A 24,087-nucleotide genomic window follows, 5' to 3' on the forward strand; every position below is an offset into this window, starting at 1 on the left:
GAAGGTGACGGCGATTGCTGCCGTAAACAATTGCTCGTACTCTACAATCGTTGGATCCGCAGCGGGGGCACGCCGTATTGGCGGCGGAAGTGATGGCGGGTACCGGTAGTCTGTTGGCTCGACCCCTTCCGGCCTGTCGGACGGAAGGGCTGGTGGCGCTCAAGCGGCCCGTGTGGATCCTCGACACTGGCCGCATGCGCAAGCATTTCGCCAATGAGGCGGCCCTGCATTTGTGGGGCATCGAGCCGGGGCAGGAAGCCGAGTTCTTCGCGCGCGATTTCACGCCGCACTCCGATGCCATGCGCCAGCGCCTCGGCCGGCTGGTCGAGCGCATATCCGCCGGCGAGATCGTGGCTGAGCGGTGGACCTTCTATCCCAAGCACCGTCCCTTCACCGTCGATGCGCTGATGAGCGGTGTGCGGCTCGACAACGGCAATGTCGGCCTGCTCATGGAGGTCGAGCACTATGCCCGCCTGACCGACGAATTGCGGGCCGGCGAGGCGCTGCGGCACACGCTCGTGAACGTCCTGCTGTTCGACGAGGAGGGCTGGGTCAGCTATCGCAACCCGGCCGCCGAAGCGTGCTTCCCGGGTGAACGTCGCAGCTTCGCCTCGATGTTCGCCGATCCGTCCGAAGGTCTGCAGATGTGGGGCGCCGTGGTGGCGAGGGACGCGGAACGGCCGGACGCCTTCATGGGGCGGACGGTGTCCGGCGACTTCATCGTCGACACGGTTAGGGGGCGGCGCTGGCACGGCATCGACGCCCGCACCACCATTGATCCCGTGACCGGGCGGCTCTCCGTCCTGGTCAACCAGCGGGACGTGACCGACCGGGTCGAGGCGACCAGTCGCGCCGAATTCTATGCCGGCTACGACACCGTGACCGGGCTCGCCAATCGCCGCCGCTTCGCCGAACAGCTCGAGCGCGCCATGGCCGATCCGGCCTCGGTCGGTGGCCTTCTCGCCATCGATCTGAATGGCTTCAAGGAGATCAACGACAGCTACGGCCACGCGGTCGGCGACACCGTGCTGCGTGAAATCGGCCGGCGGCTGTCGGATTGTGTCGGGCCGCACTATGTCTGCGCCCGGCTCGGCGGCGATGAGTTCGCGGTCATCCTGCCGGGGCTCCGCACCCCGGAAGCCCTGACCGATCGGGCCGATCTCGTCCGCCGCTCGCTGGCGTCCGTCGTGGAAGAGCCCTCCATGGCGACGCGGTTGACGGTGAGCGCCAGCTTCGGTGCCGCGCTATGGCCGCGTGACGGCGATCGTCCCGATGTGCTGCAACGCAATGCGGATCTCGCCCTCTATGCGGCCAAGGCGGAGGAGGGGCGCCGGGTTCATCTCTTCGATCCCGCCATGCGCCGTGCAGCCGATGAGCGCTACAAATGCATCGATGATCTGCGGGCCTCGCTCGCCGTCGGCGGGTTCGAGGTTCATTATCAGCCACTGGTGCGGATGGTGGACCGCCGCCCCTTCGGCTTCGAGGCGTTGTTGCGCTGGCGCCATCCGGTGCGCGGCCTGCTGCTCCCGGGTGAGTTCCTGGAGGAGGCCGAAAGCATCGGCCTCATGGTGCCGATCGGCGACGTCGTCGTCCGGCAGGTCTGCCGGCAGATCGGTCTGTGGCGGCAGGCCGGAATCGATCCGGGCCGTATCGCCATCAACCTGTCTCGCAATAATTTCCAGCGAGGAGCGAGCCTCGCGGGTGTCGGCGAGGCGATCCTTGCCACTGGCGTCGAGGCCGCACAGATCGAATTCGAGGTGTCGGAGACCGTCACCTTCGGCGCACGGGGCGAAGCCGTGGTCGACGCGTTGATGGAGCTTCGCCGGCAGGGCTTCGCCATCGCCCTCGACGATTTCGGCATCGGCCACGCCTCGCTCACGCATCTGCGTCGCTTGCCCGTGGACACGATCAAGCTCGACCGTTCCTTCATCGTCGACATGGCGAATTCGGTGGCCGACCGGGCGCTGGTCCGCGCGGTGGCGGGGCTGGGGCGGGACCTCGGCATGCGGGTTCTGGCCGAGGGCATCGAGACCGAGGAGCAGGCGGCGGCGGTGCAGGAACTCGGCTGCGAATGCGGCCAGGGATACCTGTTCGGCCACCCGATGGAGGCCGGCGTCGCGACGGGCTGGCTGGAGCGCCTCGCGCGCAGCGACGTATAGCGCGCCTCAGCGCGGCGGCAGCACGACGACCGTCGGCTTGCGCGGCAGGCTCGCGCGCGAGACCACCAGGCTCGATCCGGCCTGCCGTTCGATGACGAAGTCCCGTCCGCCAAGGCGGTTCAGGAAGGCGTCGAGGGTCGACGGGTTGAAGTAGTGCATCGGGATGACCAGTGGCGATTCCAGCGCCTTCAGCACCTCGATCAGGCCGTCGACATCGAGCGTGTAGCTGCCATCGACCGGGGCCAGCACGACGTCGATGCGCCCGAGCGCGGCAATGTCGTCCTCGGTGAGCGTGTGATGCAGATGGCCGAGATGGGCGATGCAGAGGTCGGCGGCGCGGAACACGAAGATCGAGTTGCCGTTGCGGACCGTGCCGCCCTCCCAGTCGCGGGTATTGGTCGGCAGGTTGCCGATCCACAAGTCGCCGACGTCGAGATCGTAGCGGGCCGGCTGGCCGGGCGTGTCGCCCCACCCCTTCAGCACATGTTCGATGCCGGGATCGGGGTTGAGCGAGAAATGCGTGCTGTGCGCCCGGTTCATCGTCGCCACGCGGGGCACGACATCGGCACGGACATAGTCGTTGTAGTCGGTCGCGACGGTGACGCCGCCGGCAGTCTCGATCAGGAAGGTCGAGTGGCCGATATAGTTCAGCGTCACCTCGTCGGGAGCACCGGCCGCGATGCGGAACAGGTTTTGGCGGAGCGCGCTTTCCAGTGGTTGCGGGGAGGGACGGAACGCTGCGGGAAGCACCCGGGCCGGCGCCTCCGCCACCAGCTTCGGGCAGCGATCCGCCTGCGCCAGCGCCGGGGCGGCGAAGGTGACGGCGAAGGTGGCAGCAAGCGGGATCAGGACGGCGCGGACGCGGCGCAGGCACGGTGATGGCGGCATGTGCGAAGCTCCCCAGCACGAGGCTTCGCCATGATTGGCCGTGCTGCGCCGCAGCGCGAGTAACGTTCCGTTTAACGCTGCGGCAAATCAGCGGATGTAGGGATTGCTGCGCTTTTCCGTGCCGATGGTCGAGGCGCTGCCGTGGCCGGGCAGGATGGTGACGGAATCGCCGAGCGGCAGCAGCTTCGTCTTGATGCCGGTGATCAGCTGGTCGTGGTCGCCATAGGGGAAATCCGTGCGCCCGACCGAGCGCTGGAACAGCGTGTCGCCGACGAGGGCGAAGCTGTTGTCGCGGCTGAACAGCACGACATGGCCCGGCGTATGACCGGGAACGTGCAGCACCTCGAACGGAATGCCGCCAATATCGACGCTGTCGCCTTCCTCGAGCCAGCGGCTGGGCGTGACCGCCTTGCCGGGAATGCCGGTGCGCTCGCCATTGGCCACGAGGTCGTCGAGCAGGAACTTGTCGCCGATATGCGGTCCCTCAACCGGCACCTTCAACTGCTCGGCGAGATCGGCGGCGCCGGCGGCATGGTCGATGTGGCCATGGGTGAGGATGATCTTTTCCGCTGTCACTTCAAGCTCTTCGAGCGCCGCGAGGATACGCGGCAGGTCGCCGCCCGGATCGATCACCGCGCCCCGCTTGGTCGTCTCGTCCCAGACGATGGAACAGTTCTGCTGGAATGGCGTGACGGGGACGACGGCGATCTTGAGCTCGGACATGACCACTCCATGGGTGAGGTGCCGGGAATGTGGTCGATCGGATGCCAGCCTGCAAGCCGCCCAGAAGCCGCCGCCACGCTTGTGAGCGGTGAGCGCCAATGCTATCCCGCGCGCCATGAGCACCGAGCCCGTCGCCAACATCCGCAACTTTTCCATCGTCGCCCACATCGACCATGGGAAGTCGACTCTCGCCGACCGCCTGATCCAGATCACGGGCGGATTGTCCGAGCGTGAGATGTCGGATCAGGTGCTCGACAATATGGACATCGAGCGCGAGCGCGGCATCACCATCAAGGCGCAGACTGTGCGGCTGTCCTACAAGGCGAAGGACGGAAACGAATACGTCCTCAACCTCATCGACACGCCCGGCCATGTCGACTTCGCCTATGAGGTGAACCGCTCGCTCGCCGCCGTGGAAGGCTCGCTCTTGGTGGTAGATGCCTCGCAGGGCGTCGAGGCGCAGACGCTGGCCAACGTCTACCAGGCGATCGACAACAATCACGAGATCGTCCCGGTCCTCAACAAGGTCGACCTGCCGGCTGCCGAGCCGGACAAGGTGAAGGCGCAGATCGAGGACGTGATCGGCCTCGACGCTTCCGATTCGGTGCTGATCTCGGCGAAGACCGGCCTCGGCATCCCCGACGTGCTGGAAGCCATCGTCACCCGCCTGCCGCCGCCCAAGGGCGACCGCGAGGCGCCGCTGAAGGCGCTGCTGGTCGACTCCTGGTACGACGTCTATCTCGGCGTCGTGGTGCTGGTGCGCATCGTCGACGGCGTGCTGAAGAAGGGCCAGCGCATCAAGATGATGCGCACCAATGCGGTCTACGATGTCGACCGCGTCGGCGTGTTCACTCCGAAGATGGTGGCGATGGCCGAGCTCGGCCCGGGCGAGATCGGCTTCCTCAACGGTTCGATCAAGGAAGTCGCCGATACCCGCGTCGGTGATACCGTCACCGAGGAGAAGCGGCCGACCGCCGAGGCGCTGCCGGGCTTCAAGCCGGCGCAGCCGGTGGTGTTCTGCGGCCTGTTCCCGGTCGACGCCGCCGACTTCGAGGATCTGCGCGCGGCGATGGGCAAACTGCGCCTCAACGATGCCAGCTTCTCCTTCGAGATGGAGACCTCGGCGGCGCTCGGCTTCGGCTTCCGCTGCGGCTTCCTCGGCCTGCTGCATCTGGAGATCATCCAGGAGCGGCTGGAGCGCGAGTTCAACCTCGACCTGATCGCCACCGCCCCCTCGGTCATCTACGAGATCGAGATGAACGACGGCACGGTGCTCGAGCTGCACAACCCAGCCGACATGCCGGACGTGGTGAAGATCAAGGAGATCCGCGAGCCGTGGATCCGCGCCACCATCCTCACCCCGGACGACTATCTCGGCGCGGTGCTGAAGCTTTGCCAGGACCGGCGCGGCAACCAGATCGAGCTGACCTATGTCGGCGCCCGCGCCATGGTCACCTATGACCTGCCGCTGAACGAGGTGGTGTTCGACTTCTACGACCGGCTGAAGTCGATCTCGAAGGGGTACGCCTCCTTCGACTATCACATCACCGAATATCGCGAGGGCGACCTCGTGAAGATGTCGATCCTGGTCAATGCCGAGCCAGTCGACGCGCTCTCCATGCTGGTGCACCGCGCGCGGGCGGAATATCGCGGCCGGGCGATGTGCGAGAAGCTGAAGGACCTGATCCCGCAGCATCTGTTCAACATCCCGATCCAGGCCGCCATCGGCGCCAAGATCATCGCCCGCGAGACCATCAAGGCGCTGCGCAAGGACGTGACGGCCAAGTGCTATGGCGGCGACATCACCCGCAAGCGCAAGCTTCTGGACAAGCAGAAGGAAGGCAAGAAGAAGATGCGCCAGTTCGGCCGCGTCGAGATTCCGCAGGAAGCCTTCATCGCCGCGCTCAAGGTGGACGACTGACCCTCCCCCGCTACCCAAGCGTGCCAATTCGTGCTGACATGGCCGCCTAACGTCAAAAAATGACGAGGTGGGAAATGTACAAGTTTGAGGTCTACAAGGATAAGGCCGGCGAATTCCGGTTCCGGTTCAAGGCGTCGAACGGCGAAAGCATGTTTTCGTCGGAAGGCTACAAAGCCAAGGCATCGGCGCTGAGCGCCATCGAATCGATCAAGAAGAACGCGCCGGGCGCCACCGTCGTCGATCAGACCAAGGTTGATGTCTGACATTACGGTCCGCACGGTGCCTTGATCGGCGGCCGTGCGGATACGTTTCTTGCCGGAAACGCGCCTCGCCGCAGGGCGACGGTGCGGATGGCCGTCATAGGCGAGCCCCGATCTCATCGATCCGCATTGCGTTTGTCAGGCCGCTTCGTTGCGAAGACAGGCGGTTCCTGTTTCGTGACGTCGTTCCCGGCAGCAGTGACCTCGCACTTTTCTTGCGATCCACGTTTCCGAGAACCGCGCCGGGGCGTGCCGAGCCTCGATCCGGCCTATCCCTTTTTGTCGTTCGGCCTGCCGTGACGTGTCGGCGCGCCGGCATCCCCGAGCCGTCATCCGTCTGCAATGAAAGCAAGCTAGTTCCGGTCCGTGGCCGCGGCGATCCGCGCCTGATGTTGCACAGCTGTGCAAGGACCCGGAATGAACGACGACGCCTTCCTTCGCATCACCGATCTGTCGGTTGGCTATGGCGCGACCCGCGTGCTGGAGCGGCTCGACCTCGCCATCGGCAAGGGCGAGTTCGTCGCCCTGCTCGGCGCCTCCGGCTGCGGCAAGACCACTCTGTTGCGGGCCATGGCCGGTTTCGTGACACCCTCCGCCGGCACGGTCGCGGTCGACGGGCGCGACGTGACGCTCATGCCGCCGGACCGGCGGGGCATGGCGTTGGTGTTTCAGTCCTACGCGCTGTGGCCGCATATGACGGTCGCCCGGAACATCGGCTACGGGCTGAAGCTTAAGGGGCTTTCCCGCGCCGCGATCGACCGGCGGGTCGCCGAGATCGAGGCGCTGCTCGGCCTTGAAGGGCTCGGAGCCCGCAAGCCGGCCGCGCTGTCCGGCGGGCAGCGCCAGCGGGTGGCGCTCGGCCGGGCGCTGGCGGTCGATCCGCAGATCCTGCTGCTCGACGAACCGCTCTCCAATCTCGATGCCCGCATCCGGCTGAAGGTGCGCCATGAGATCGGCGCGCTGCAGCGCCGGCTCGGCATCACCGCCGTCATCGTCACGCATGACCGCGAGGAAGCGATGGCGATGGCGGACCGCGTCGTCATCATGGAGGCCGGACGCATCGCCCAGCAGGGCTCGCCGGAAGAGGTGTACAGCCGCCCCGCTTCGTCCTTCGTCGCCGCCTTCATGGGGGCGGAGAACGCGCTGGTGCTGGAGGGGCGGGTCGCCGGCGGCGCGGTCCATATCGCGGCTGGCCGGCAGTCGTCCGCCGCCACGCTGAACCTTGATGGACGCCTGCTGTCGAGCGGCCGGCTGGAAGCCCGCTTCCGCGCCGAGGCGGTGGAGATGGTTGTCGCTGGCGCACAGGCGTTGAAGGCGGAAGGGCTGGCCATCGCCGGCCGCGTCGAGGCGGCGAGCTATCTCGGCGGCGGCTGGCGGCATTCGGTGCGGGTCGGCGACCAGACGCTGTTCGCCGATGCTGCCCGTCCCTTCGACGGCGGCGCCGGCGTGGAGCTGCGCATCCCCGGCGACAAGCTGTTCCTCTTCAACCTGCCCGCCTCGACAGGCGCGTCCGATACGACGGCGCGAGAGGCGGCGGCCGAGCTTTCTCCAGCGGCCCCGCGCGGTCCGGTGGAGCGCGTCCTCCAGGCAAGCTGACCTGCCATCCTTCTTCCAACGGAGATCCGATCCATGCAGAGCCTCCTCAAGCCTGCGCTCGTCGCCTCGGCCCTGACGCTCGGCCTTGCCGCCGCGCCGGCCAGTGCCGCCGAGCTGACCGTCATCACCGCCGGCGACCAGAATATGGTCGACTACGTCAACCAGTACCTCGCGCCGCTGTTCGAGAAGCAGTATCCCGGCAACACGGTGCGCGTGGTCGGCACCGGCCCGGGCGATGCCGGCTCGCAGAAGATCGTCGAGCGTTTCGAGGCGCAGAAGCAGGCCGGCACCACCACCTGGGACACCGATGTCGCGGTGGTGCACGAGAAGTTCGTCGGCCCGATGATCACCGGCGCCTATCTCGAGGCGTATCGCGACAAGATCTCCACCGGCAAGCTGGTGAGCCGCGCCAATGCCGACATGGCGCTCGGCACCAAGGTGACCGGCTACGTCATGCCGATGTTCAACAGCCAGACCGCCATCGCCTACAATCCCGCGCTGGTGCCCAACCCGCCCCGCAGCTACGCCGAGCTCGCCGAGTGGGCGAAGGCCCATCCCAAGCAGTTCGGCTATAACGGCATCAAGGGCGGCGCCTCCGGCGTCAGCTTCGTGATGGGCTGGATCTACGCTTTCGGCGACGGCGACGCGGGCAAGCTGATGAACGGTCCCTTCGAGGCGGCCGAGACCAAGAAGTGGGACGCCGCCTTCGCCTCGCTGCGCGACTTCACCAAGAACGCGACGCTCACGCCCGGCAATGCCGGTACGCTCGACCTGCTCTCGCGCGGCGAGATCGCCATGGGGCCGGTGTGGGTCGACATGTTCTATTCCTGGCAGGCCAACGGCCAGCTGCCGCCGGACTTCAAGCTGGTGCTGCCGGCGCCCGGCATGCCCGGCCAGCCGATGCATTACGTGATCCCCGCCAAGAGCGCGAACAAGGAACTCGCCGAGAAGTTCGTCGAGCTCGCCACCAGCCCGAAGGTGCAGGCCGAGGGCATCGTGAAGCGCTTCAACTGGTATCCGGGCATCGACGCCCAGTACGTCCAGCCGGAGCTCGACAAGGCGACGTGGGACAAGCTGTTCATCGCCATCACCCCGGAAGATCTGGCGAAGAACGGCAAGCCGTTCCCCATCGCGCCCTATAACAGCGCGATCCTCGAAGCCTATGAGCGCCAGGCCACCAATTGAGCCTCATCGGCCACCCGATCGTACCGGGTGGCCGCTTCTCTCGGGATAGCCGACATGCCGACACCCGCTCTGGGACTGCTGCTCGTCCTGCCCGCCCTCGCGGTGATCCTGCTCTTGTTCGTGGTGCCGCTGGCCGCCTCGGTGGCCGGCGCCTTCGAGGTCGGCGGCGGGTTCGGTTTCGGTAATTTCATCAAGACCTTCGAGCTCTACACCTCCGACATCGTGTTCACGCTGATGATTGTCAGCCTGTCGACGGCGATCATCGGCGCGCTCGCGCTCGCCATCGGCGGCTATCTGACGCTCGGCGAGAATCCGCGCGCGGTCGCCCTGCTGCGCTGGCTCTACCGCTGGCCGATGTTCGTCCCGTTCATCGTGGTGGGGCAGGTGCTGCGGACCTTCCTCGCCAAAAACGGGTTGATGAACAACGTGTTGATCGGCGCCGGGCTGATCACGCCGATGGAGGCGGCGAGCTTCCTCGACTGGCGCGGCATCGTCATCGCCTTCGTGTGGAAACAGGCGCCCTTCGTGGCGCTGCTGGTCGCCGGCGCCATGGCGTCGGTCGACCGCGGCACCCTCGAGGCGGCGCGCAATCTCGGCGCCTCGCGGCTGCGCATCCTGTTGGAAATCCTCGTGCCGCAAGTGGCGGGGACGCTGATGGTGGCGCTGGTGCTGTCCTTCGTCACCATGATGTCGGTGCTGTCGGTGCCGCTGATGATCAACGCGCAGTCGCCGACCATGATCACCGCCGACATCGCTTTCCGCATCAACGCCTATGGTGACTATGGCGTGGCGAACGCGCTCGGCGTGGTCTCGCTGATCGCCAGTGCCGGCGTGGCATGGCTGTATCTGCGCCACAGCGTGAAGGAACGGGCGTGATGGCGCAGGTCGACGTCACAAGCGCCTCGCACGCCCGCTCGGCCATGGGCGTCGATCTGTGGTGGATCCCGCGCGGGCTGGTGCTGGGCCTACTGGCCTTCGTGATCTTCGGACCGCTCGCCAACCTGCTTTTATGGACGGTGGCGGAGCGCTGGTATTTCCCGCATGCGCTGCCGATCGACTATGGCTTCAGCTATTGGGGCCGGGTGTTCGCGGCGCGTGGCAATGCGATGGAATCACTCGCCAACAGCCTCACCGTTGCGGGACTGACGGTCGCGGTTTCGCTGGCACTCGCCATTCCCGCCGGCTACGCGCTGGCGCGGCTCAGGCTGCCGTTCCGCGCGGTGATCCTGATCGCCTTCCTCATCCCGCAGGCCTTCCCGAACCTGACGGTCTATGTGAACGTCGCGCGGCTGTTCTACCAGCTCGGTCTCAACGGCACGAATCCCGGCGTGGTGCTGGTGCACGTCACCCACGGCCTCGTCTATGCGGTTTGGATCGCCACCGCCGCCTTCTCGGCCGTCGACGCGGAGCTGGAGGAGGCGGCGCGCTCCATTGGCGCCGGGGCGCTGAGGGCCTTTCTCGACGTGACGCTGCCATTGGCGGCGCCGGGCCTGCTCGCCAGCGCGATCTTCGTCTTCCTCGAATCGCTCGACGAGTTCACCGGCAGCTATTTCGTCGGCGCGCCGGACGTGAACATGCTGCCCTTGCTTCTCTACACTGCCGGCGCGGGCGGCAACTACCAGGTGGCCTCCATCACGGCGTTGCTGCTGCTCGTTCCCTCTATCGGCTTCATGTTGGTGGTGGAACGCTTCCTGAAATCCGACGTGCTGTCGAAGGTCGGCCGCTGATCATGTCCCTTACCGATGACGGCGTGCGCGGTTTCGTCAGCGCGCAGCAGGTGGCCGAGCGGGCCGGCGTGTCGCGCTCGGCGGTGTCGCGCGCCTTCACCCCGGGGGCCAGCGTCTCGCCCGAGACGCGCGAGAAGGTGATGCGGGCGGCGGCCGAGCTCGGCTATCAGGTCAACGACCTCGCGCGCGGCCTGCTGGCCAATCGCAGCCGATTGGTTGGGCTGGTGGCGACCAGGCCGGAAGTCGGGTTCCGCGCCCATCTCGTCGCCGCGCTGACCGCCGCGCTGATCCGGCGCGGCAATCTGCCGTTCCTCATCAATACCGGTTCCTCAGCGGCGGAGCTGGAGGCGGCGCAGGCGGCGCTGTTCGGCTATCGCGCCGAGGCGACGATCATTCTGTCCGGCTCGCCGCCGGCTTCTTTCGTCGAGCTTGCCCGGCGCAACGGCCAGCGGTTGATTTCCATTGGCCGCTCCGAACCCGGCTGCGATCATGTGAAGGTCGACAACGAGGTCGCCGCCCGCGAGGCGGCGCGGCTGTTCCTCGCGCGTGGGCTCACGCGGCTGGGTCTCGCCGGCTCGGCCTCGGGCACGCCGAGCATTGTCGAGCGCGAGCAGGCCTTCCTCGACGAGGCGCGTCGCTTCGGGGCGCAAGTGGCCGCGGCTCGCGGCGCCGATTCCGACTATGCCGGCGGCCAGCAGGCGGCGCAGGCGCTGTTCGCGACGGTGGAGCGGCCGCAGGCGGTGTTCTGCGTCAACGATCTCATCGCCTTCGGGGTGATGGACGCGGCGCGGTACCGTTTCGGTCTGCGCGTCCCGCAGGACATCGCGGTGATCGGCTTCGACGACATACCCGAGGCGAGCTGGGACGCCTATCGGCTCAGCACCTTCAGGCAGGACCCGGCGGAGATCGCCGTCCATACGGTGGCTCATCTCGACCGAAGGCTGGCCTCACCTGCCGCCGAACCCTCCACGACACGCCTAAAGGCAGTGTTCGTCGAACGGGCGAGCATGCCCGTCCCTCCCTCCCTCCCTGCTAACCGGCCTTCGGCGGAGTAACTCGTTGACAAAGCTTGATCTTCTTTCTGATAGGCTCGATGTCGCGCGCGCCGTCGTCGAGGAGGCCGGCGCGCTGGCGCTGGGCTATTTCGGCGAGATCGCCAGCCTCGTCGTCGAGGCCAAGACCGGCGGGCAGGACGTGGTCAGTATTGCCGACCGCGAGGTCGAGCAACTGGTGCGCAGGCGGATCGCCGCCGCGTTTCCCGACGACGGCTTTCTCGGCGAGGAGTACGGCTTCACGCCCTCGGGATCAGGATTCATCTGGGTTCTCGACCCCATCGACGGCACCAGCTGCTTCCTGCACGGCATCCGCAACTGGTGTGTCTCGCTCGCTTTGATGCAGGATGGTGTCACCGTGGCGGGCTTCATCCTCGATCCCAATGCGCGCGAGCTTTTCCGTGCGGTCGCCGGGCAGGGGGCGGCGCTGAACGGCGCGCCGATCCGCGTCGATGCGCGCAACGACCTGCGCAGCGGGCTGGTCAGCGTCGGCGCCAATGGGCGAGTGCCGCCGCGCGTGGTGGCGACGTTCATCGAGAAGCTGCTGGCGGCGGGCGGCATGTTCGTGCGCCACGGTTCCGGCGCGCTGGGGCTGGCGCACGTCGCCTGCGGACGCCACGCCGCCTATTACGAGCCGCATATCAACGCCTGGGACTGTCTGGCCGCGCTGTGCCTGATCCGCGAGGCGGGGGGCTGGACCAATGACTTCGAGGCCGGCGATCTTCTTGCCGGCGGGCCGGTGATCGGCTGCGCGCCGCAACTGCGCGACGAGTTGCTGGCGCTGATCGAGGCGACGCTGCGGGAGACGTCGGTGTGAGAAAGACCTGTAAAATCATTCAGGTAAGCGATCTCCACCTGGTGTCGCCGGGCGGGATGCTGCAGGGCTCGGACCCTCTGGCGCGGCTGGAGGACTGCCTCGCCGACCTCAACCGTCACCATGCCGATGCCGATCTGGTGGTGTTCTCCGGCGACCTCACCGACGATGGCGAGCCGGCGGCCTATGCGGCGCTGGCTACGCGGCTGACGGCGCTGAAGGCGCCCTGGCGGCTGATGATGGGCAATCACGACGATCGCGCCGCTTCCGCCGCCGCCTTTCCCGGTGTCGCCGGGGCGGATGGCTTCGTGCAGGCGGCTATCGATCTCGGCGACTGGCGGGCGGTGCTGCTCGACACCCACGAGCCCGGTCATGTCGAGGGGAGGCTGTGCGCGGCGCGGCTCGACTGGCTGGATGCGGCGCTGGCAGGGGCATCTAACGTATTGATATTCCTTCATCATCCGCCGGTGGCGATCGGGATTCCCTCCCTCGACAATTCCCGGCTGGCGGAGGCGGACCGGCTTGCGGCGGTGCTGCGCCGGCATGGAAATGTGCGCCATCTCTTCGCCGGCCATGTGCATCGGCTGGCCAGCGGGCTGTGGGAGGGCCTTCCCTTCGCCACCGTCCGCAGCACCAACCATCAGTCGGCATTGGCTTTTTCCGGGCCGCACCGGGTGAGTTTCGAGCCGCCGGCCTATGCCGTGATCCTCGCGGGGCAGGACGGCATCGCGGTGCACCAGCAGGAGTTCCCCTGCCGCGACCGCTAGCCTCGCCGGAGGGCCGGTGAGGTGGACGATGAGGCCAGTTCCGCCGCTTGGATGGCCGGTGAGGCCGATAAAACGCCGCTGGTGAAGCCGGGGAGCATTGTGCATCCTCGCCGATGCTCGAAGTCCCATTAGCGAGACGAATTCATCAATGGCGCGTATCGATCCCGCCGACCTCGGCGTCTTCCTCGCCATCGCGCGGCATGGCAGTTTTCGTCGCGCGGCGGCCGAGCTGGGGGTGACGCCGTCGGCGCTCAGCCACTCGATGCGCCTCGTCGAGGAGCGGCTCGGGGTGCGGCTGCTCAACCGCACCACACGTAGCGTGGCGCTGACGGAGGCGGGCGAGCGGCTGCTCGGCCGGGTGGGGCCGGCGTTCCGCGACATCGACGATGCCATCGACGAGCTCAACAGCTTCCGCGACCGGCCGTTCGGCACGCTGCGCCTCAATGCGCCGCGCCTGTGCGCGCGGCTGGTGCTGCGGCCGCTGCTGGCGCGGTTCCTCGCCGCCTATCCTGACATCAGGGTCGAGCTGATGGTCAGCGACGCGCTCGTCGACATCGTGGCGGAGGGGTTCGATGCCGGCATCCGCTTCGGCGAGGCGATCGCCGCCGACATGATCACCGTGCCGATCGGCCCGCGCCATGCCTTCGCGGTGGTGGGCTCGCCGGCCTATTTTGCCCGTCACGGCATGCCCGGCGATCCGCGCGCGCTGCGCGGCATGCCGTGCATCCGCTTCCGCTTCCTCGGCGGCGCGCTCTATGCGTGGGAGTTCGAGCGGGGCGGGGAGGAGATCGCCGTCGAGGTGGACGGGCCGCTGACCCTGAGCGAGCAGGACCTGATGCTGGAGGCGGCGCTCGATGGCGTCGGCATGGCCTATCTGTTCGAGGCGCAGGCGCGCCCACATCTCGCCAGCGGCGCGCTCGTCCGGGTACTGGAGGAGTGGTGCCCGCATTATCCCGGCTTCTACCTGTATTACCCGAGCCGGCGTCAGATGCCGGCCTCGCTGCGCGCCTTCGTCGATTTTTCTCGCGGCACATAAGAGCCGCCGGCCGGGCGGCCGGCGGCTCTCACGGTCTCGCGGGTCAGGCGGCGGCCTGATCGTCGTGGTCGGTCGAGAGGGCGAGGGCGCGCCACTCGGCAAGTTCGCCCTCGACGAAGGCGTGCTTGTCCTCGATCCGCGCCACCGCATCGCTGCCGAGCGGCAGCCGCAGCGGCTTGTTCTCGGCATTGGCCAGCGCGATGAAGGCCCTGGCCAGCTTGGCCGGATCGCCCGGCTGGGCGTGGTTGGCGCCGGCGGCGAAGCTGCGCATGGCGCCGACCGTCTCGTGATAGTCGTCGATCTCGGCGCGGGTCTTCACCAGCGAGCGGTCGTCGAGGAAGTCGGTGCGGAAGAAGCCGGGCTCCACCACGGTGACGGCGATGCCGAGCGGGGCGAGTTCCTGCGACAGCGCCTCCGACAGGCCTTCCACCGCGAATTTGGTGGCGCCGTAGACGCCCCAGCCGTGATAGGCGCCATAGCCGCCCAGCGAGGAGATGTTGATGACGTGCCCGGCGCGCTGGCGGCGCATGTGCGGCAGTACGGCGCGGGTGACGTTGAGCAGGCCAAACACATTGGTGCGGAACACCCGCTCGACTTCCGAGGCGCTGGATTCCTCCACCGCGCCGAGCAGGCCGAAGCCGGCATTGTTGACCAGCGTGTCGATGCGGCCGAAGCGCTTCACCGCCTCGCCGGCGGCGGCGAAGGCTTGCGCCTCGTCGTTGACGTCGAGGGCGACGGCCAGGAGGTGGGGATGCTCGCCGAGCGTGTCGACGACGGTGCGCGGGTCGCGGGCGGTGGCGACCACATTATCGCCGGCCGCAAGGGCCTCGCGGGCGATGAGGGCGCCGAAACCACGGGAGGCGCCGGTGATGAACCAGGTACGCATGTCGATCTCCATCCGATTGGCCCGCAGCGCGGCGCCGTGTTGATGGAGAGACGGTAGCTCCCGGACCGTCGTGAATTAATCCGGCATTATTTTCATAGAATACTGAGTGTGATTCACTAATCAGTTCGGGGCGGAGGGCCGGGCCGGCCATGCCGGGGGGGGCGAGGGGGACCTAGCCGGCTTGTGATCGCGCCACCCCTGCCTAGCGGCGAGCCGCAGCGGCTATGTTGCGTGCCACTGGGGGGCGGAACCGGCGCGGGCTGTCAATCAATTGACGCACGCATCGGGCAAGAAGAGTTTTCATGGAACAGTTCATCGGCCAGGTGGGCGTCTTCATCGAGACGCATCAGTCCTACGCGTTGCTGCTGGCGGGCCTCATCGCCTTCGGCGAATCCCTCGTCATCATCGGCCTGTTCATTCCCGCGACCGCCCTGATGATGCTGATCGGCGGGCTGATGGGCTCCGGGATCGTCGAGCCGCTGCCGATCCTCATTGGCTCGATCATCGGCGCGATTCTCGGCGACGCCGTCTCCTATCTGCTGGGCCGCCGCGTCGGCCGCAGCGTGATCTACCGCTGGCCGCTGTCGCAATACCGGCCGAGCGTGGCGCGCGCCCGGCTGTTCTTCAAGCGCTACGGCTTCGCCTCGGTGTTCTTCGGGCGGTTCCTCGGCCCGATCCGCTCGACCATCCCGCTGGTGGCCGGCATGATGGCGATGCCGCACCGCCACTTCCAGATCGCCAACGTCACCTCCGCCATCGCCTGGGCGGCGGTGATGCTGGCGCCGGGCTGGCTCGCCGGGCATACCGCCTCGCAGCTCGGCAGCTTCGGCAGCGTGGAGTGGATCGCGGTGATGGCGGTGCTCACCGTGGTGTTCCTGATCGGCACGACGCTGATCCTGCGCAAGCTGGCCAAGCCGGCGCCGCGCCGGCGCCGCGCCGCGCTGCCGCAGGCCAGCGAGAGCTGAGAAGGTTTTTCCGCGATCGCCGCCTCGGGCGGGTGCTTTTGCTCATGTGCCGGGGAACCGACAGGTCGCCGCTTGCGGCGGCGCCGTCGCGGCATAGCTATAGGGCTCGCCTCCGCCCGCCACGGCCACGGGAATGACCGGCATGAGCACTCGCAAGCAGCTTCACCTCGGCGCCTTCATGCGGCCGGTGAGCCTCCATACCGGCGCGTGGCGCTATCCCGGCGCCTGGCCGGACGCCAATTTCAACCTCGGCCACCTCGTGCGGCTGGCGCAGAAGCTGGAGGAGGGCAAGTTCGACGCCTTCTTCATGGCCGACCATCTGGCGGTGCTCAACATGCCGGTGGAGGCGCTGAAGCGCAGCCACACCGTCACTTCCTTCGAGCCCTTCACGCTGTTGTCGGCGCTGGCGATGGCGACCTCGCGCATCGGGCTGGTGGCCACCGCCTCGACCACCTTCGAGGAGCCGTTCCACATCGCCCGGCGCTTCGCCTCGCTCGACCACATCAGCGGCGGGCGCGCCGGCTGGAACATCGTCACCACCTCCAATCCCGATTCGGCGCTGAATTTCGGCCTCGACGACCACATGGAGCATGACGAGCGCTATGTGCGGGCCCGCGAGTTCTTCGACGTCGTCACCGGCCTGTGGGACAGCTTCGCCGACGACGCCTTCCCGCGCGACCCGGAGAGCGGGCTCTTCTTCGACCCCGAGCGGCTGCATGTGCTCAACCACAAGGGGCCGTATTTCTCGGTGCGCGGGCCGCTCAACATCGCCCGGCCGGTGCAGGGCTGGCCGGTGATCGTGCAGGCCGGCGCTTCCGAGCCGGGGCGCCAGCTGGCCGCCGAGACGGCGGAGGTGATCTTCGCCGCCGCCACCGACCTCGCCTCCGGCCGCGCCTTCTATGCCGACGTGAAGGGCAGGCTCGACCGGTTGGGACGGCCGCGCGACCATCTCAAGATCCTGCCCGGCGCCTTCGTGGTGGTCGGCGACAGCCTGGAGGCGGCGCGCGCCAAGCGGGCCAAGCTCGACAGCCTGGTGCATTACGACAGCGCCATCGCCTCGCTCTCCATCTCGCTCGGCCACGACGCCTCGCGCTTCGATCCCGACGGGCCGCTGCCCGACGTGCCGGAGACCAATGCCAGCCGCAGCGCCCGCGAGCGGGTGATCGAGATGGCGCGTCGCGAGAACCTCACCGTGCGCCAGCTCGCCCAGCGGCTCGGCGGCTATGCCGGCCTTGCCTTCGTCGGCACGGCCGAGAGCATTGCCGACGAGATGGAGGAATGGCTGGAGACCGAGGGCTCGGACGGCTTCAACGTGACCTTCCCGTTCCTGCCGGCCGGGCTCGACGACTTCGTCGACAAGGTGGTGCCGGAGCTGCAGCGGCGCGGCATCTACCGGCGCGACTATGAGGGCGCGACGCTGCGCGAGCATCTCGGCCTGCCGCGCCCGGAGAACCGCTTCTTCGCCGGGGAGGCCGCCGCCGCCGGCTGAGCGCCGCCCTTAGTGCAGCGATTCCGTGTAGACGAATTTCGGCATGCTCCAGCCGAAGCGCAGTGCCAGGAGGCGCAAAGCGAGGCCGAGCAGCATCGCCCCCAGCATCACCGGCTCGTGCGGCAGGCCTCCCCATTGGCCGGCGAGGTAGAGCGCGCCGGTGACGATGGAGACGGTGGCGTAGAGCTCGGCGCGGAACAGCAGCGGCACGTCGGCGCACAAGACGTCGCGCACCACGCCGCCGACGCAGCCGGTGATCATGCCGGAGGCGATGACGATGATGGCGGGCAGGCCGAGCCCGGCGGCGATGTTGCAGCCGATGATGGTGAACACCACCAGCCCCACCGCGTCGAGGAACAGGAACAGCCGGCGCAGCTGGCGCATGTAGCGGGCGATCAGGATGGTCGCCAGCGCCGCGCCGGCGGTGATCAGCAGGTAATGGGGATGCTCGATCCAGGACAGCGGGTGGCGACCGAGCAGCACGTCGCGCACCGAGCCGCCGCCGAGCGCGGTGATGCTGCCCAGAAGCGCGACGCCGAACCAGTCCATCTGGCGGCGGCCGGCGGCGAGCGCCGCCGTCATCGCCTCGGCGACGATGGCGGTGAGATAGAGCAGGCCAAGCAGTTCTTCCGACGACATCTGTCCCAGGCCCCCCTCGACATCGGCATGGCCGCAGCTTCGACCGGGGGAGGGCCATACGGCAAGAGCCGCGGGCAGGGGCTCGCGGCGGCGATGCCGGGTGCGGGCTAGAGGCCGCCGCGACGCAGCTCTGTGGGGGTGACACCCCGCAGGCGCTTCAGCGTCGCGGTCATGTGGCTATTGCTGGAGAAGCCGGCGGCGGCCGCGATGTCGGCCAGCGGCAGGTCGGTGGTGGTCACCAGATGCTGAACCAGGGCGAGACGCTGGCCGAGCAGATATTGATGCGGCGCCTGCCCCAGCGTGCGGCGGAAGGCGCGCAGGAAGTGGCTCGGCGAGAGGCCGGCGATCTCGGCCAGGCGGCCGATGGACAGCGGCTGCGCCAGATTCTCCTGGATGAAGTCGTTCACCATCCGCAACGTCTTCGGCGCGAGGCCGCCGCTGTGCCGTTCCGCCGGCCGGTCGCGCAGCGAGGAATAGGTGCGCAGCATATGCGTGGCGAACAGGGTGATCAGCGCATCGAAGCACAGCGGGCTGGCGTGCTCGCCACGCTGGAATTCCTCGCGCAGCAGATGGGACAGCCGCAGCGCCTTGCGGTCGACGCCGCCGATACGCGGCGGCTGCAGCTCGAAGCTGTCGTTCTGGAACTCCTCGCCGGCCAGCCGCGACAGGCGCTGTTGATCGAGGGCGACGAGCAGGTTCTCCTTGTCGACCACCCAGCGCGCGAACAGCTCCGACCCTGCCGGCACGATCTCGATGGAGCCGACTGGCGCCAGGGTGATGGTGCGGCGGTCGCTGTCGAGCGCCACCTCGCGGTTCGGCTGCGGCGACAGCATCACCAGCGCCATATTCGCCGGCGCGGTCATCAGGATGTCGTTGGGGCCGGTGCGCGTCAGCGTCGCCGATCCGGCGTCGGCATCGGCTTTCGGCCCCCATTCGTTCGGAATCGATTCCAGCAGGGCGGGCACGGCGCTACTCCGTCATGGGCGGGCCGGAATATCGGCGCCGGCCGTGGAACGCCGGTACGGCGTCGCCGGGGAGTAGCCTGATAGCGGCAACCACAACTATCAAGTGAAAATCGAACTATCAGTATACAGCCCTATTCGCCTCGGTTTGCCGTGCCGCGCATGAAGCGGCGGCGGCTTTTGGGTAATGATCGGCGCGGGATCAGCGGGGTGAAACGAACATGGACAGTGAGAGAGCCGTGCCGGGGATGTCGATCTCGACCCGCTGGCGCCGCCCATGGTCTCTGCGGCCGGCGAGCCGTGGAACGCGGCACGACGGGCGCGGCCATCGGTGCGGCCTGGCCGCCGTCCTGCTGGTCGCCGCCCTCTTCGGGGGCGGCACGGGGCCAGCGCGGGCGCAGGACGCCGGCGAAGTGAACGCCACGCTGGACGCGCTGTTCGGCGGACACGAGCCTTATCAGGCGTTCTTCGAGAAGCTGAAGAAGGCGGTTGCCGCCGACGATCGCGCCGCCGTCGCCGGCATGGTCGACTATCCGCTGCGCACCAAGATCGACGGCAAGACGACGACGGTACGGAACGCGAAGGCCTTCGTCGCTAGCTACGACAAGATCGTCACGCCCAAGGTGCGGCAGGCGGTGGCGGCCCAGGGCTATGCCAGCCTGTTCGCCAACTGGCGGGGGGTGATGATCGGCAATGGCGAGGTCTGGTTCACCGGCATCGGCAACAAGGGCCGGATCGCCGTCTCCGCCATCAACAACTGAGCGCCTCGCCGCTCCCGATCGTTGCGGCGGTATGCCGTCGTCGATGTCGCGGGCGCACCGCCGAGGTGGGCCGGCAACGAGGCGGCCATGGGCGACCGGCTGCGGCATGAAGATCGCGCGGGCAGGCCGGTGGTCGCCCGTCGGTACGGCCGATCCGGGAGGCGCCCCTGTCGCCGAGACCATGGAGGCGTGACCGCGCCGATGATGACGAGGAGGGAAGACGTGCCGCTTGTGGCGCGCCCGTGATCGAGATCGACCTTGGGAAGATTGCGGGACGTCGCAGGGGCGGGGACAGGTGGCGGAACCTGGAGGGCGATCGCCCGCTTGGCCGATGCCCCGCTATGTGGCGGCCCCATGAAGAACCTGGCCCATAGTGCTTCCCTCCATTCAATGGAAAAAATCGCACCATCAAATGCCGGGATCAAACACAAGGCTGCCGTTGCGGCACTGATGGACTGGCCTGCCTCCGACCCCGGCACTCGTTGCCGACCGCGGCTACGATGCGCAGGCCATCATCGATCTCGTCGCCGCGCGCGGCGGGGGCGCACATATCCCCGCTCAGAAGGACCGCAAGATCCCGCGCTCCATCGATCCTGCCCTCTACCGGCAGCGCAATCAGGGTGAGCGCTTTTTCTGCAAGCTCAAGCACTTCAGACGGGTCGCCACGCGCTTCGACCAGCTCGCAAGGAACTTCCTCGCCGCCGTCATACTCGCATCGACCCGCCTATGGATCAGAACTTATGAGGCTACAGCCTAGCCCTTGCGCTGCTCGTCGAGCATCGCCTCGATGGCGCCGATGGTCACTTCGATATCGGCGATCTTGCGCAGCGCATTGTCCGAGGGAAGCGTTCCCGCCTCGGCGGCCGCCCTGATCAGATCGCGTTGAGCGGCCAGCAGCCGATTCCGCAAGACTTCGAGTTTGTTGATCATGCGGAGCCATTACCGCAGCGCCGAAGCGGCTTCAACGGCTAACCGGCACGCGCCCGCACGAAAGATGCGCGATGAGCGGCATGAAGTATTTAGGTACCGAAATACATGGCGGGCCGATCAATCCGCCCATTCGGGATCGGTGGTGAAGGCGATGGTGAGCCAGCGGTCGGGGCTTTCGCCACCGATCGCTTCGCCGACCTCGTCGCGGAGGTGGTCCCACTCCTCCAGCTTCCGCGCCGGCTGGTCGCGCGGCACGATGAAATAGAGCTCGATCTGCCGCCCCCGCCCGACCCGCGCGACATAGGAGCGATAGGACAGGAAGCCGTAGCGGCGGACGATGTCGGCCGCGACGGCGTCGACATGCTGCTTCAGCTCCGAGGGGGTGACGAGCAGGATGTCGGCGAGCGCCTGCTTGATGGTGCCGGCGGGAAGGGGAATGACGATGAGGCACACCAGCGCCAGGGCGGCCGGATCGACATAGGGCGCGATCCAGGCAAGGTGCGTTCCCTGGGTCGCGTAGCCGAAGACGAAGGCGACGAGCAGTGCGCCGCTGAGGCCGCCACTCATCAGCCAGGCCTTGGCGTCCAGCGCGACGAAGCTGGAATTGAGCGTCCGGTTGGCTCGCCGGCCGACCAGCGCCATGACCAGCGCCACGACCATGGTCAGCGCCGCATAGACAATGGCGTGGTTGAAGGAGAGATGACGGCCCCCGGCCATCAGGCTGCCTATGGCGTTGATCAGCGCGTAGATCGCCGCCCCGGTGAGCAGGATGCCGTTGAGGCCGAGCACCATCGGCTCCAGGTGCCAGAACCCCATGGTGAAGTGGCTGACCAGCTTGCCACGCGCGGCCCCGCCGGCGGTGGACGAGGCGATCAGGTTCGCCACCAGCAGCGCGACGATGGTCATTGTCGCGTCGGTCATCGCGTAGACGCCGTCGAAGACGATGGCGAAGGAGCCGGACAGCAGGCCGAAGACGATGCCCGCCGCCGCCATGAGCAGCGTGATCGCGATCGAGAGGCGCAGCACGCCCTGTTCGGTGTTCACCGCCCGCTCCCTGCCCGCATCGCCTGCGACCTCGTCGCTCACGGCTTCGATCCCGACTCTCTTTGTAGCGGGCGCGGCCAAGGCCGGACAAGGCGGGCGGGCGGCGCGTTCAAGCCTCGCGTTCGATATAGGCGCCCGGCGGTGTGCCGAGGATACGCCGGAACATCGAGGTGAAGGCCGCCGGATTGTCGTAGCCGAGATCGAGGGCGACGGCGGTGACCGGCTGGCCGGCGGCGAGGCGCGGCAGCGCCGCCATCACGCAGGCCTGCTGGCGCCAGGCGACGAAGCTCAGGCCGGTCTCGCGGCGGAACAGCCGGGTGAAGGTGCGGCGGCTGCATCCGGCGGCCTCGCTCCATGCGTCGATGCTGGTATGCGGCGTCGGCGCGAGGAGAAAGCTGCGGCAGAGGCCGGCCAGCGCCTTGTGCGCGGGAAGCGGCAGCGACAAGGGCAGCGCCGGCAGCAGCGGGATCTCGTGCTGGATCAGCGCCATCAGCGCGCCGTCGCGCCCGGCGGGGTCGTATTCCGCCGGCACGAAGACCGCCTCGGCCAGCAGGCTGCGCATCAGCGGCGGAATGCCCAGCACCTGGCAATGCCCCGGCATGTTCCGGATGACGCCCGGCTCGATATAGAGGCTGCGCATCCTGACCCGCCCCATGATGCGCACATCGTGGACGATGCCGGCGGGAATCCACATGCCGCGCTCCGGCGGCATCACCCAGGCGCCCGCGGCGGTGGCGAGCAGCACCACGCCGGTGGCGCCATAGAGCAACTGGTCGCGCCGGTGCCGGTGCGGGGCGATGACATGCCCGTCGGCATAGTCGGAGCCGAGCGCGACCACCGGCCGGGCGACCTCCCGAAACGCATCTTCGACGCTGCTGCCCCGTTGCATTGGCCCACTCGCGTAAGAAGTTGACCTTAACGCGGTAGCGGGCCGCATTCCAGCCGCTAAGACTGGGGCCGGATCGAAGCGCCGCCACCGGCGCGAACCAGGGTGCGTAACGCCGTCATGTCCGACCTCACCGCCGACCGAGCCTCAGACCGAACCTCGCCCGCCCGGACCCACTATCTCGTGCTCGGGGCCGCCGGCTTCTGCCACCTGCTCAACGACATGCTGCAGTCGCTGTTCATCGCCGCCTACCCGGTCTTCAAGGGCAATTTCGACCTGAACTACGCCCAGATCGGCCTGCTGACGCTGGTGTACAACGTGACCGCCTCGCTGCTGCAGCCGCTGGTGGGGCTCTACACCGACCGGCGGCCGCAGCCCTATTCGCTGCCCTTCGGCATGGGTATGTCGCTGCTCGGCCTCTTGGTGCTGGCCTTCGCCGGCTCCTTCGAGGTGCTGTTGCTGGGCGGCGTGCTGCTCGGCATCGGCTCGTCGATCTTCCACCCGGAATCCTCGCGCATCGCGCGGCTGGCCTCGGGCGGCGCCTATGGGCTGGCGCAGTCGACCTTCCAGGTCGGCGGCAATATCGGCAGCGCGCTCGGGCCGCTGCTGCTGGTCGCCGTCGTGCTGCCGCGCGGCCAGCAGAGCCTCGCCTGGTTCTGCCTCGCGGCGCTGGGCGGCATCATCCTGCTGACCGGCCTCGGCAGCTGGTACAAGGCCAATGGCCATGCCCGGTCGAGCGGCGGCCCGGCGACGCTGATCCCGCGCCTCAGCCGGGCCAAGGTGATCGGCGCGGTGGCGATCCTGGTGTGCCTGCTGGTGTCGAAGTGGTTCTACCTCGCCAGCTTCTCGAGCTTCTATGTCTTCTACCTGATGCAGCATTTCGGCACGAGCGAAGAGCAGGCCCAGCTCTATCTGTTCGTGTTCCTGGCGGCGGTGGCGGTCGGCACGCTGGTCGGCGGCCCGCTGGGCGATCGCATTGGCCGCAAGGCGATCATCTGGGGCTCGATCTTCGGCGTGCTGCCGTTCTCGCTGGTGCTGCCGCATGTCGGGCTGACCGCGACGCTGGCGCTGAGCGTGGTGATCGGCCTGATCCTGGCGTCGGCCTTCTCCGCCATCGTCGTCTACGCGCAGGAGCTGATGCCGGGCCGGGTCGGCATGGTGTCGGGGCTGTTCTTCGGCCTCGCCTTCGGGCTCGGCGGCATCGGCGCCGCCGTGCTGGGCGTGCTGGCCGACTGGACCAGCCTCACCTTCGTCTTCGAGGCCTGCGCCTTCCTGCCGGCGATCGGCATCCTCGCCGCGCTGCTGCCGAACCTCGGCGACGGGCGGGCGGCCCGGGCGGGCAAGTGAGGGGGCAAGTGAGGCGGTCGAGAGTGAACCCGGGCCGGCTGTCGGCCCGG

Annotated in this window: 24 protein-coding genes; 16 read left to right on the top strand and 8 right to left on the bottom strand. The window is 67.9% G+C overall.

Going from position 1 to position 24,087, the window contains the following annotated elements:
- Positions 1–152 precede the first annotated feature (152 nt).
- The gene (locus LGR54_RS21215; RefSeq protein ID WP_230363958.1) at positions 153–2,159 is read left to right on the top strand and encodes an EAL domain-containing protein; all 2,007 of its coding nucleotides are present in this window, start codon (positions 153–155) and stop codon (positions 2,157–2,159) included.
- Positions 2,160–2,165: 6 nt separating this feature from the next.
- On the opposite strand, the gene LGR54_RS21220 is transcribed toward LGR54_RS21215, so the two are convergent.
- Together LGR54_RS21220 and LGR54_RS21225 are read right to left on the bottom strand one after the other, a co-directional pair.
- Complete coding sequence (locus LGR54_RS21220) at positions 2,166–3,047, bottom strand: MBL fold metallo-hydrolase (protein ID WP_230363959.1); 882 nt, start codon at positions 3,045–3,047, stop codon at positions 2,166–2,168.
- An 87-nt stretch (positions 3,048–3,134) separates the two neighbouring features.
- Positions 3,135–3,770, bottom strand: a complete 636-nt coding sequence (locus tag LGR54_RS21225) for an MBL fold metallo-hydrolase (RefSeq protein WP_230363960.1) — start codon at positions 3,768–3,770, stop codon at positions 3,135–3,137.
- Positions 3,771–3,885: 115 nt separating this feature from the next.
- On the opposite strand from LGR54_RS21225, the gene lepA reads away from it, so the two are divergent.
- From lepA to LGR54_RS21275, 10 genes are all read left to right on the top strand, one after another.
- A complete protein-coding gene (gene lepA, locus LGR54_RS21230; RefSeq protein WP_230363961.1) occupies positions 3,886–5,691 on the top strand; it encodes a translation elongation factor 4 in 1,806 nt (601 codons plus the stop codon).
- Between the two features lie 74 nt (positions 5,692–5,765).
- Entirely contained in the window at positions 5,766–5,954 is a 189-nt protein-coding gene (locus tag LGR54_RS21235) for a YegP family protein (RefSeq protein ID WP_230363962.1), read from the top strand.
- 414 nt (positions 5,955–6,368) lie between these two features.
- The gene (locus LGR54_RS21240; protein ID WP_230363963.1) at positions 6,369–7,547 is read left to right on the top strand and encodes an ABC transporter ATP-binding protein; all 1,179 of its coding nucleotides are present in this window, start codon (positions 6,369–6,371) and stop codon (positions 7,545–7,547) included.
- A 33-nt stretch (positions 7,548–7,580) separates the two neighbouring features.
- Entirely contained in the window at positions 7,581–8,732 is a 1,152-nt protein-coding gene (locus LGR54_RS21245; protein WP_230363964.1) for an extracellular solute-binding protein, read from the top strand.
- Positions 8,733–8,786: 54 nt separating this feature from the next.
- A complete protein-coding gene (locus LGR54_RS21250) occupies positions 8,787–9,608 on the top strand; it encodes an ABC transporter permease (protein WP_230363965.1) in 822 nt (273 codons plus the stop codon).
- A 44-nt stretch (positions 9,609–9,652) separates the two neighbouring features.
- A complete protein-coding gene (locus LGR54_RS21255) occupies positions 9,653–10,459 on the top strand; it encodes an ABC transporter permease (RefSeq protein WP_230363999.1) in 807 nt (268 codons plus the stop codon).
- A 2-nt stretch (positions 10,460–10,461) separates the two neighbouring features.
- Positions 10,462–11,514 (top strand): LacI family DNA-binding transcriptional regulator, encoded by a 1,053-nt coding sequence (locus LGR54_RS21260; RefSeq protein ID WP_230363966.1) that lies wholly within the window; start codon positions 10,462–10,464, stop codon positions 11,512–11,514.
- Between the two features lie 4 nt (positions 11,515–11,518).
- Positions 11,519–12,328, top strand: a complete 810-nt coding sequence (locus LGR54_RS21265) for an inositol monophosphatase (RefSeq protein WP_230363967.1) — start codon at positions 11,519–11,521, stop codon at positions 12,326–12,328.
- Positions 12,325–13,092 (top strand): phosphodiesterase, encoded by a 768-nt coding sequence (locus LGR54_RS21270; protein ID WP_230363968.1) that lies wholly within the window; start codon positions 12,325–12,327, stop codon positions 13,090–13,092. Before LGR54_RS21265 ends, LGR54_RS21270 begins: the two co-directional genes overlap by 4 nt.
- A 148-nt stretch (positions 13,093–13,240) precedes the next feature.
- On the top strand, positions 13,241–14,128 hold the full coding sequence (locus LGR54_RS21275) for a LysR family transcriptional regulator (RefSeq protein ID WP_230363969.1): 888 nt from the start codon (positions 13,241–13,243) through the stop codon (positions 14,126–14,128).
- A gap of 43 nt (positions 14,129–14,171) precedes the next feature.
- Here LGR54_RS21275 and LGR54_RS21280 read toward each other — a convergent pair whose 3' ends face one another.
- Positions 14,172–15,014, bottom strand: a complete 843-nt coding sequence (locus LGR54_RS21280) for an oxidoreductase (RefSeq protein WP_230363970.1) — start codon at positions 15,012–15,014, stop codon at positions 14,172–14,174.
- Between the two features lie 302 nt (positions 15,015–15,316).
- Here LGR54_RS21280 and LGR54_RS21285 point away from each other — a divergent pair, with 302 nt between their 5' ends.
- Both LGR54_RS21285 and LGR54_RS21290 read left to right on the top strand, forming a co-directional pair.
- A complete protein-coding gene (locus LGR54_RS21285) occupies positions 15,317–15,979 on the top strand; it encodes a DedA family protein (protein WP_230363971.1) in 663 nt (220 codons plus the stop codon).
- Positions 15,980–16,121: 142 nt separating this feature from the next.
- Positions 16,122–17,468: an LLM class flavin-dependent oxidoreductase gene (locus LGR54_RS21290; protein ID WP_230363972.1), complete on the top strand. Its 1,347-nt coding sequence runs from the start codon at positions 16,122–16,124 to the stop codon at positions 17,466–17,468.
- Positions 17,469–17,477: 9 nt separating this feature from the next.
- On the opposite strand, the gene LGR54_RS21295 is transcribed toward LGR54_RS21290, so the two are convergent.
- Both LGR54_RS21295 and LGR54_RS21300 read right to left on the bottom strand, forming a co-directional pair.
- A complete protein-coding gene (locus tag LGR54_RS21295) occupies positions 17,478–18,107 on the bottom strand; it encodes a trimeric intracellular cation channel family protein (protein ID WP_230363973.1) in 630 nt (209 codons plus the stop codon).
- Between the two features lie 107 nt (positions 18,108–18,214).
- Entirely contained in the window at positions 18,215–19,072 is an 858-nt protein-coding gene (locus LGR54_RS21300; RefSeq protein WP_230363974.1) for an AraC family transcriptional regulator, read from the bottom strand.
- 218 nt (positions 19,073–19,290) lie between these two features.
- Between LGR54_RS21300 and LGR54_RS21305 the strand changes: the two genes are divergently transcribed.
- Together LGR54_RS21305 and LGR54_RS26120 are read left to right on the top strand one after the other, a co-directional pair.
- Entirely contained in the window at positions 19,291–19,830 is a 540-nt protein-coding gene (locus tag LGR54_RS21305) for a hypothetical protein (protein WP_230363975.1), read from the top strand.
- A 460-nt stretch (positions 19,831–20,290) separates the two neighbouring features.
- Complete coding sequence (locus tag LGR54_RS26120; protein ID WP_370638253.1) at positions 20,291–20,587, top strand: transposase; 297 nt, start codon at positions 20,291–20,293, stop codon at positions 20,585–20,587.
- Here LGR54_RS26120 and LGR54_RS21310 read toward each other — a convergent pair.
- The 3 genes from LGR54_RS21310 to LGR54_RS21320 form a co-directional block, all read right to left on the bottom strand.
- Positions 20,584–20,760 carry a hypothetical protein gene (locus LGR54_RS21310; protein WP_230363976.1) on the bottom strand — a complete coding sequence of 59 codons (177 nt, stop codon included), beginning with the start codon at positions 20,758–20,760 and terminating at the stop codon, positions 20,584–20,586. The genes LGR54_RS26120 and LGR54_RS21310 overlap by 4 nt on opposite strands.
- Positions 20,761–20,877: 117 nt before the next feature.
- A complete protein-coding gene (locus tag LGR54_RS21315; RefSeq protein ID WP_230364000.1) occupies positions 20,878–21,804 on the bottom strand; it encodes a cation transporter in 927 nt (308 codons plus the stop codon).
- Between the two features lie 109 nt (positions 21,805–21,913).
- The gene (locus LGR54_RS21320) at positions 21,914–22,693 is read right to left on the bottom strand and encodes a helix-turn-helix domain-containing protein (RefSeq protein ID WP_230363977.1); all 780 of its coding nucleotides are present in this window, start codon (positions 22,691–22,693) and stop codon (positions 21,914–21,916) included.
- A gap of 117 nt (positions 22,694–22,810) precedes the next feature.
- On the opposite strand from LGR54_RS21320, the gene LGR54_RS21325 reads away from it, so the two are divergent.
- On the top strand, positions 22,811–24,037 hold the full coding sequence (locus LGR54_RS21325; RefSeq protein WP_230363978.1) for an MFS transporter: 1,227 nt from the start codon (positions 22,811–22,813) through the stop codon (positions 24,035–24,037).
- The last annotated feature ends 50 nt before the right edge of the window (positions 24,038–24,087 follow it).

Origin of the sequence: Ancylobacter sp. Lp-2 (assembly GCF_020523795.1) — a bacterium.
Classification (GTDB): Bacteria; Pseudomonadota; Alphaproteobacteria; order Rhizobiales; family Xanthobacteraceae; genus Ancylobacter.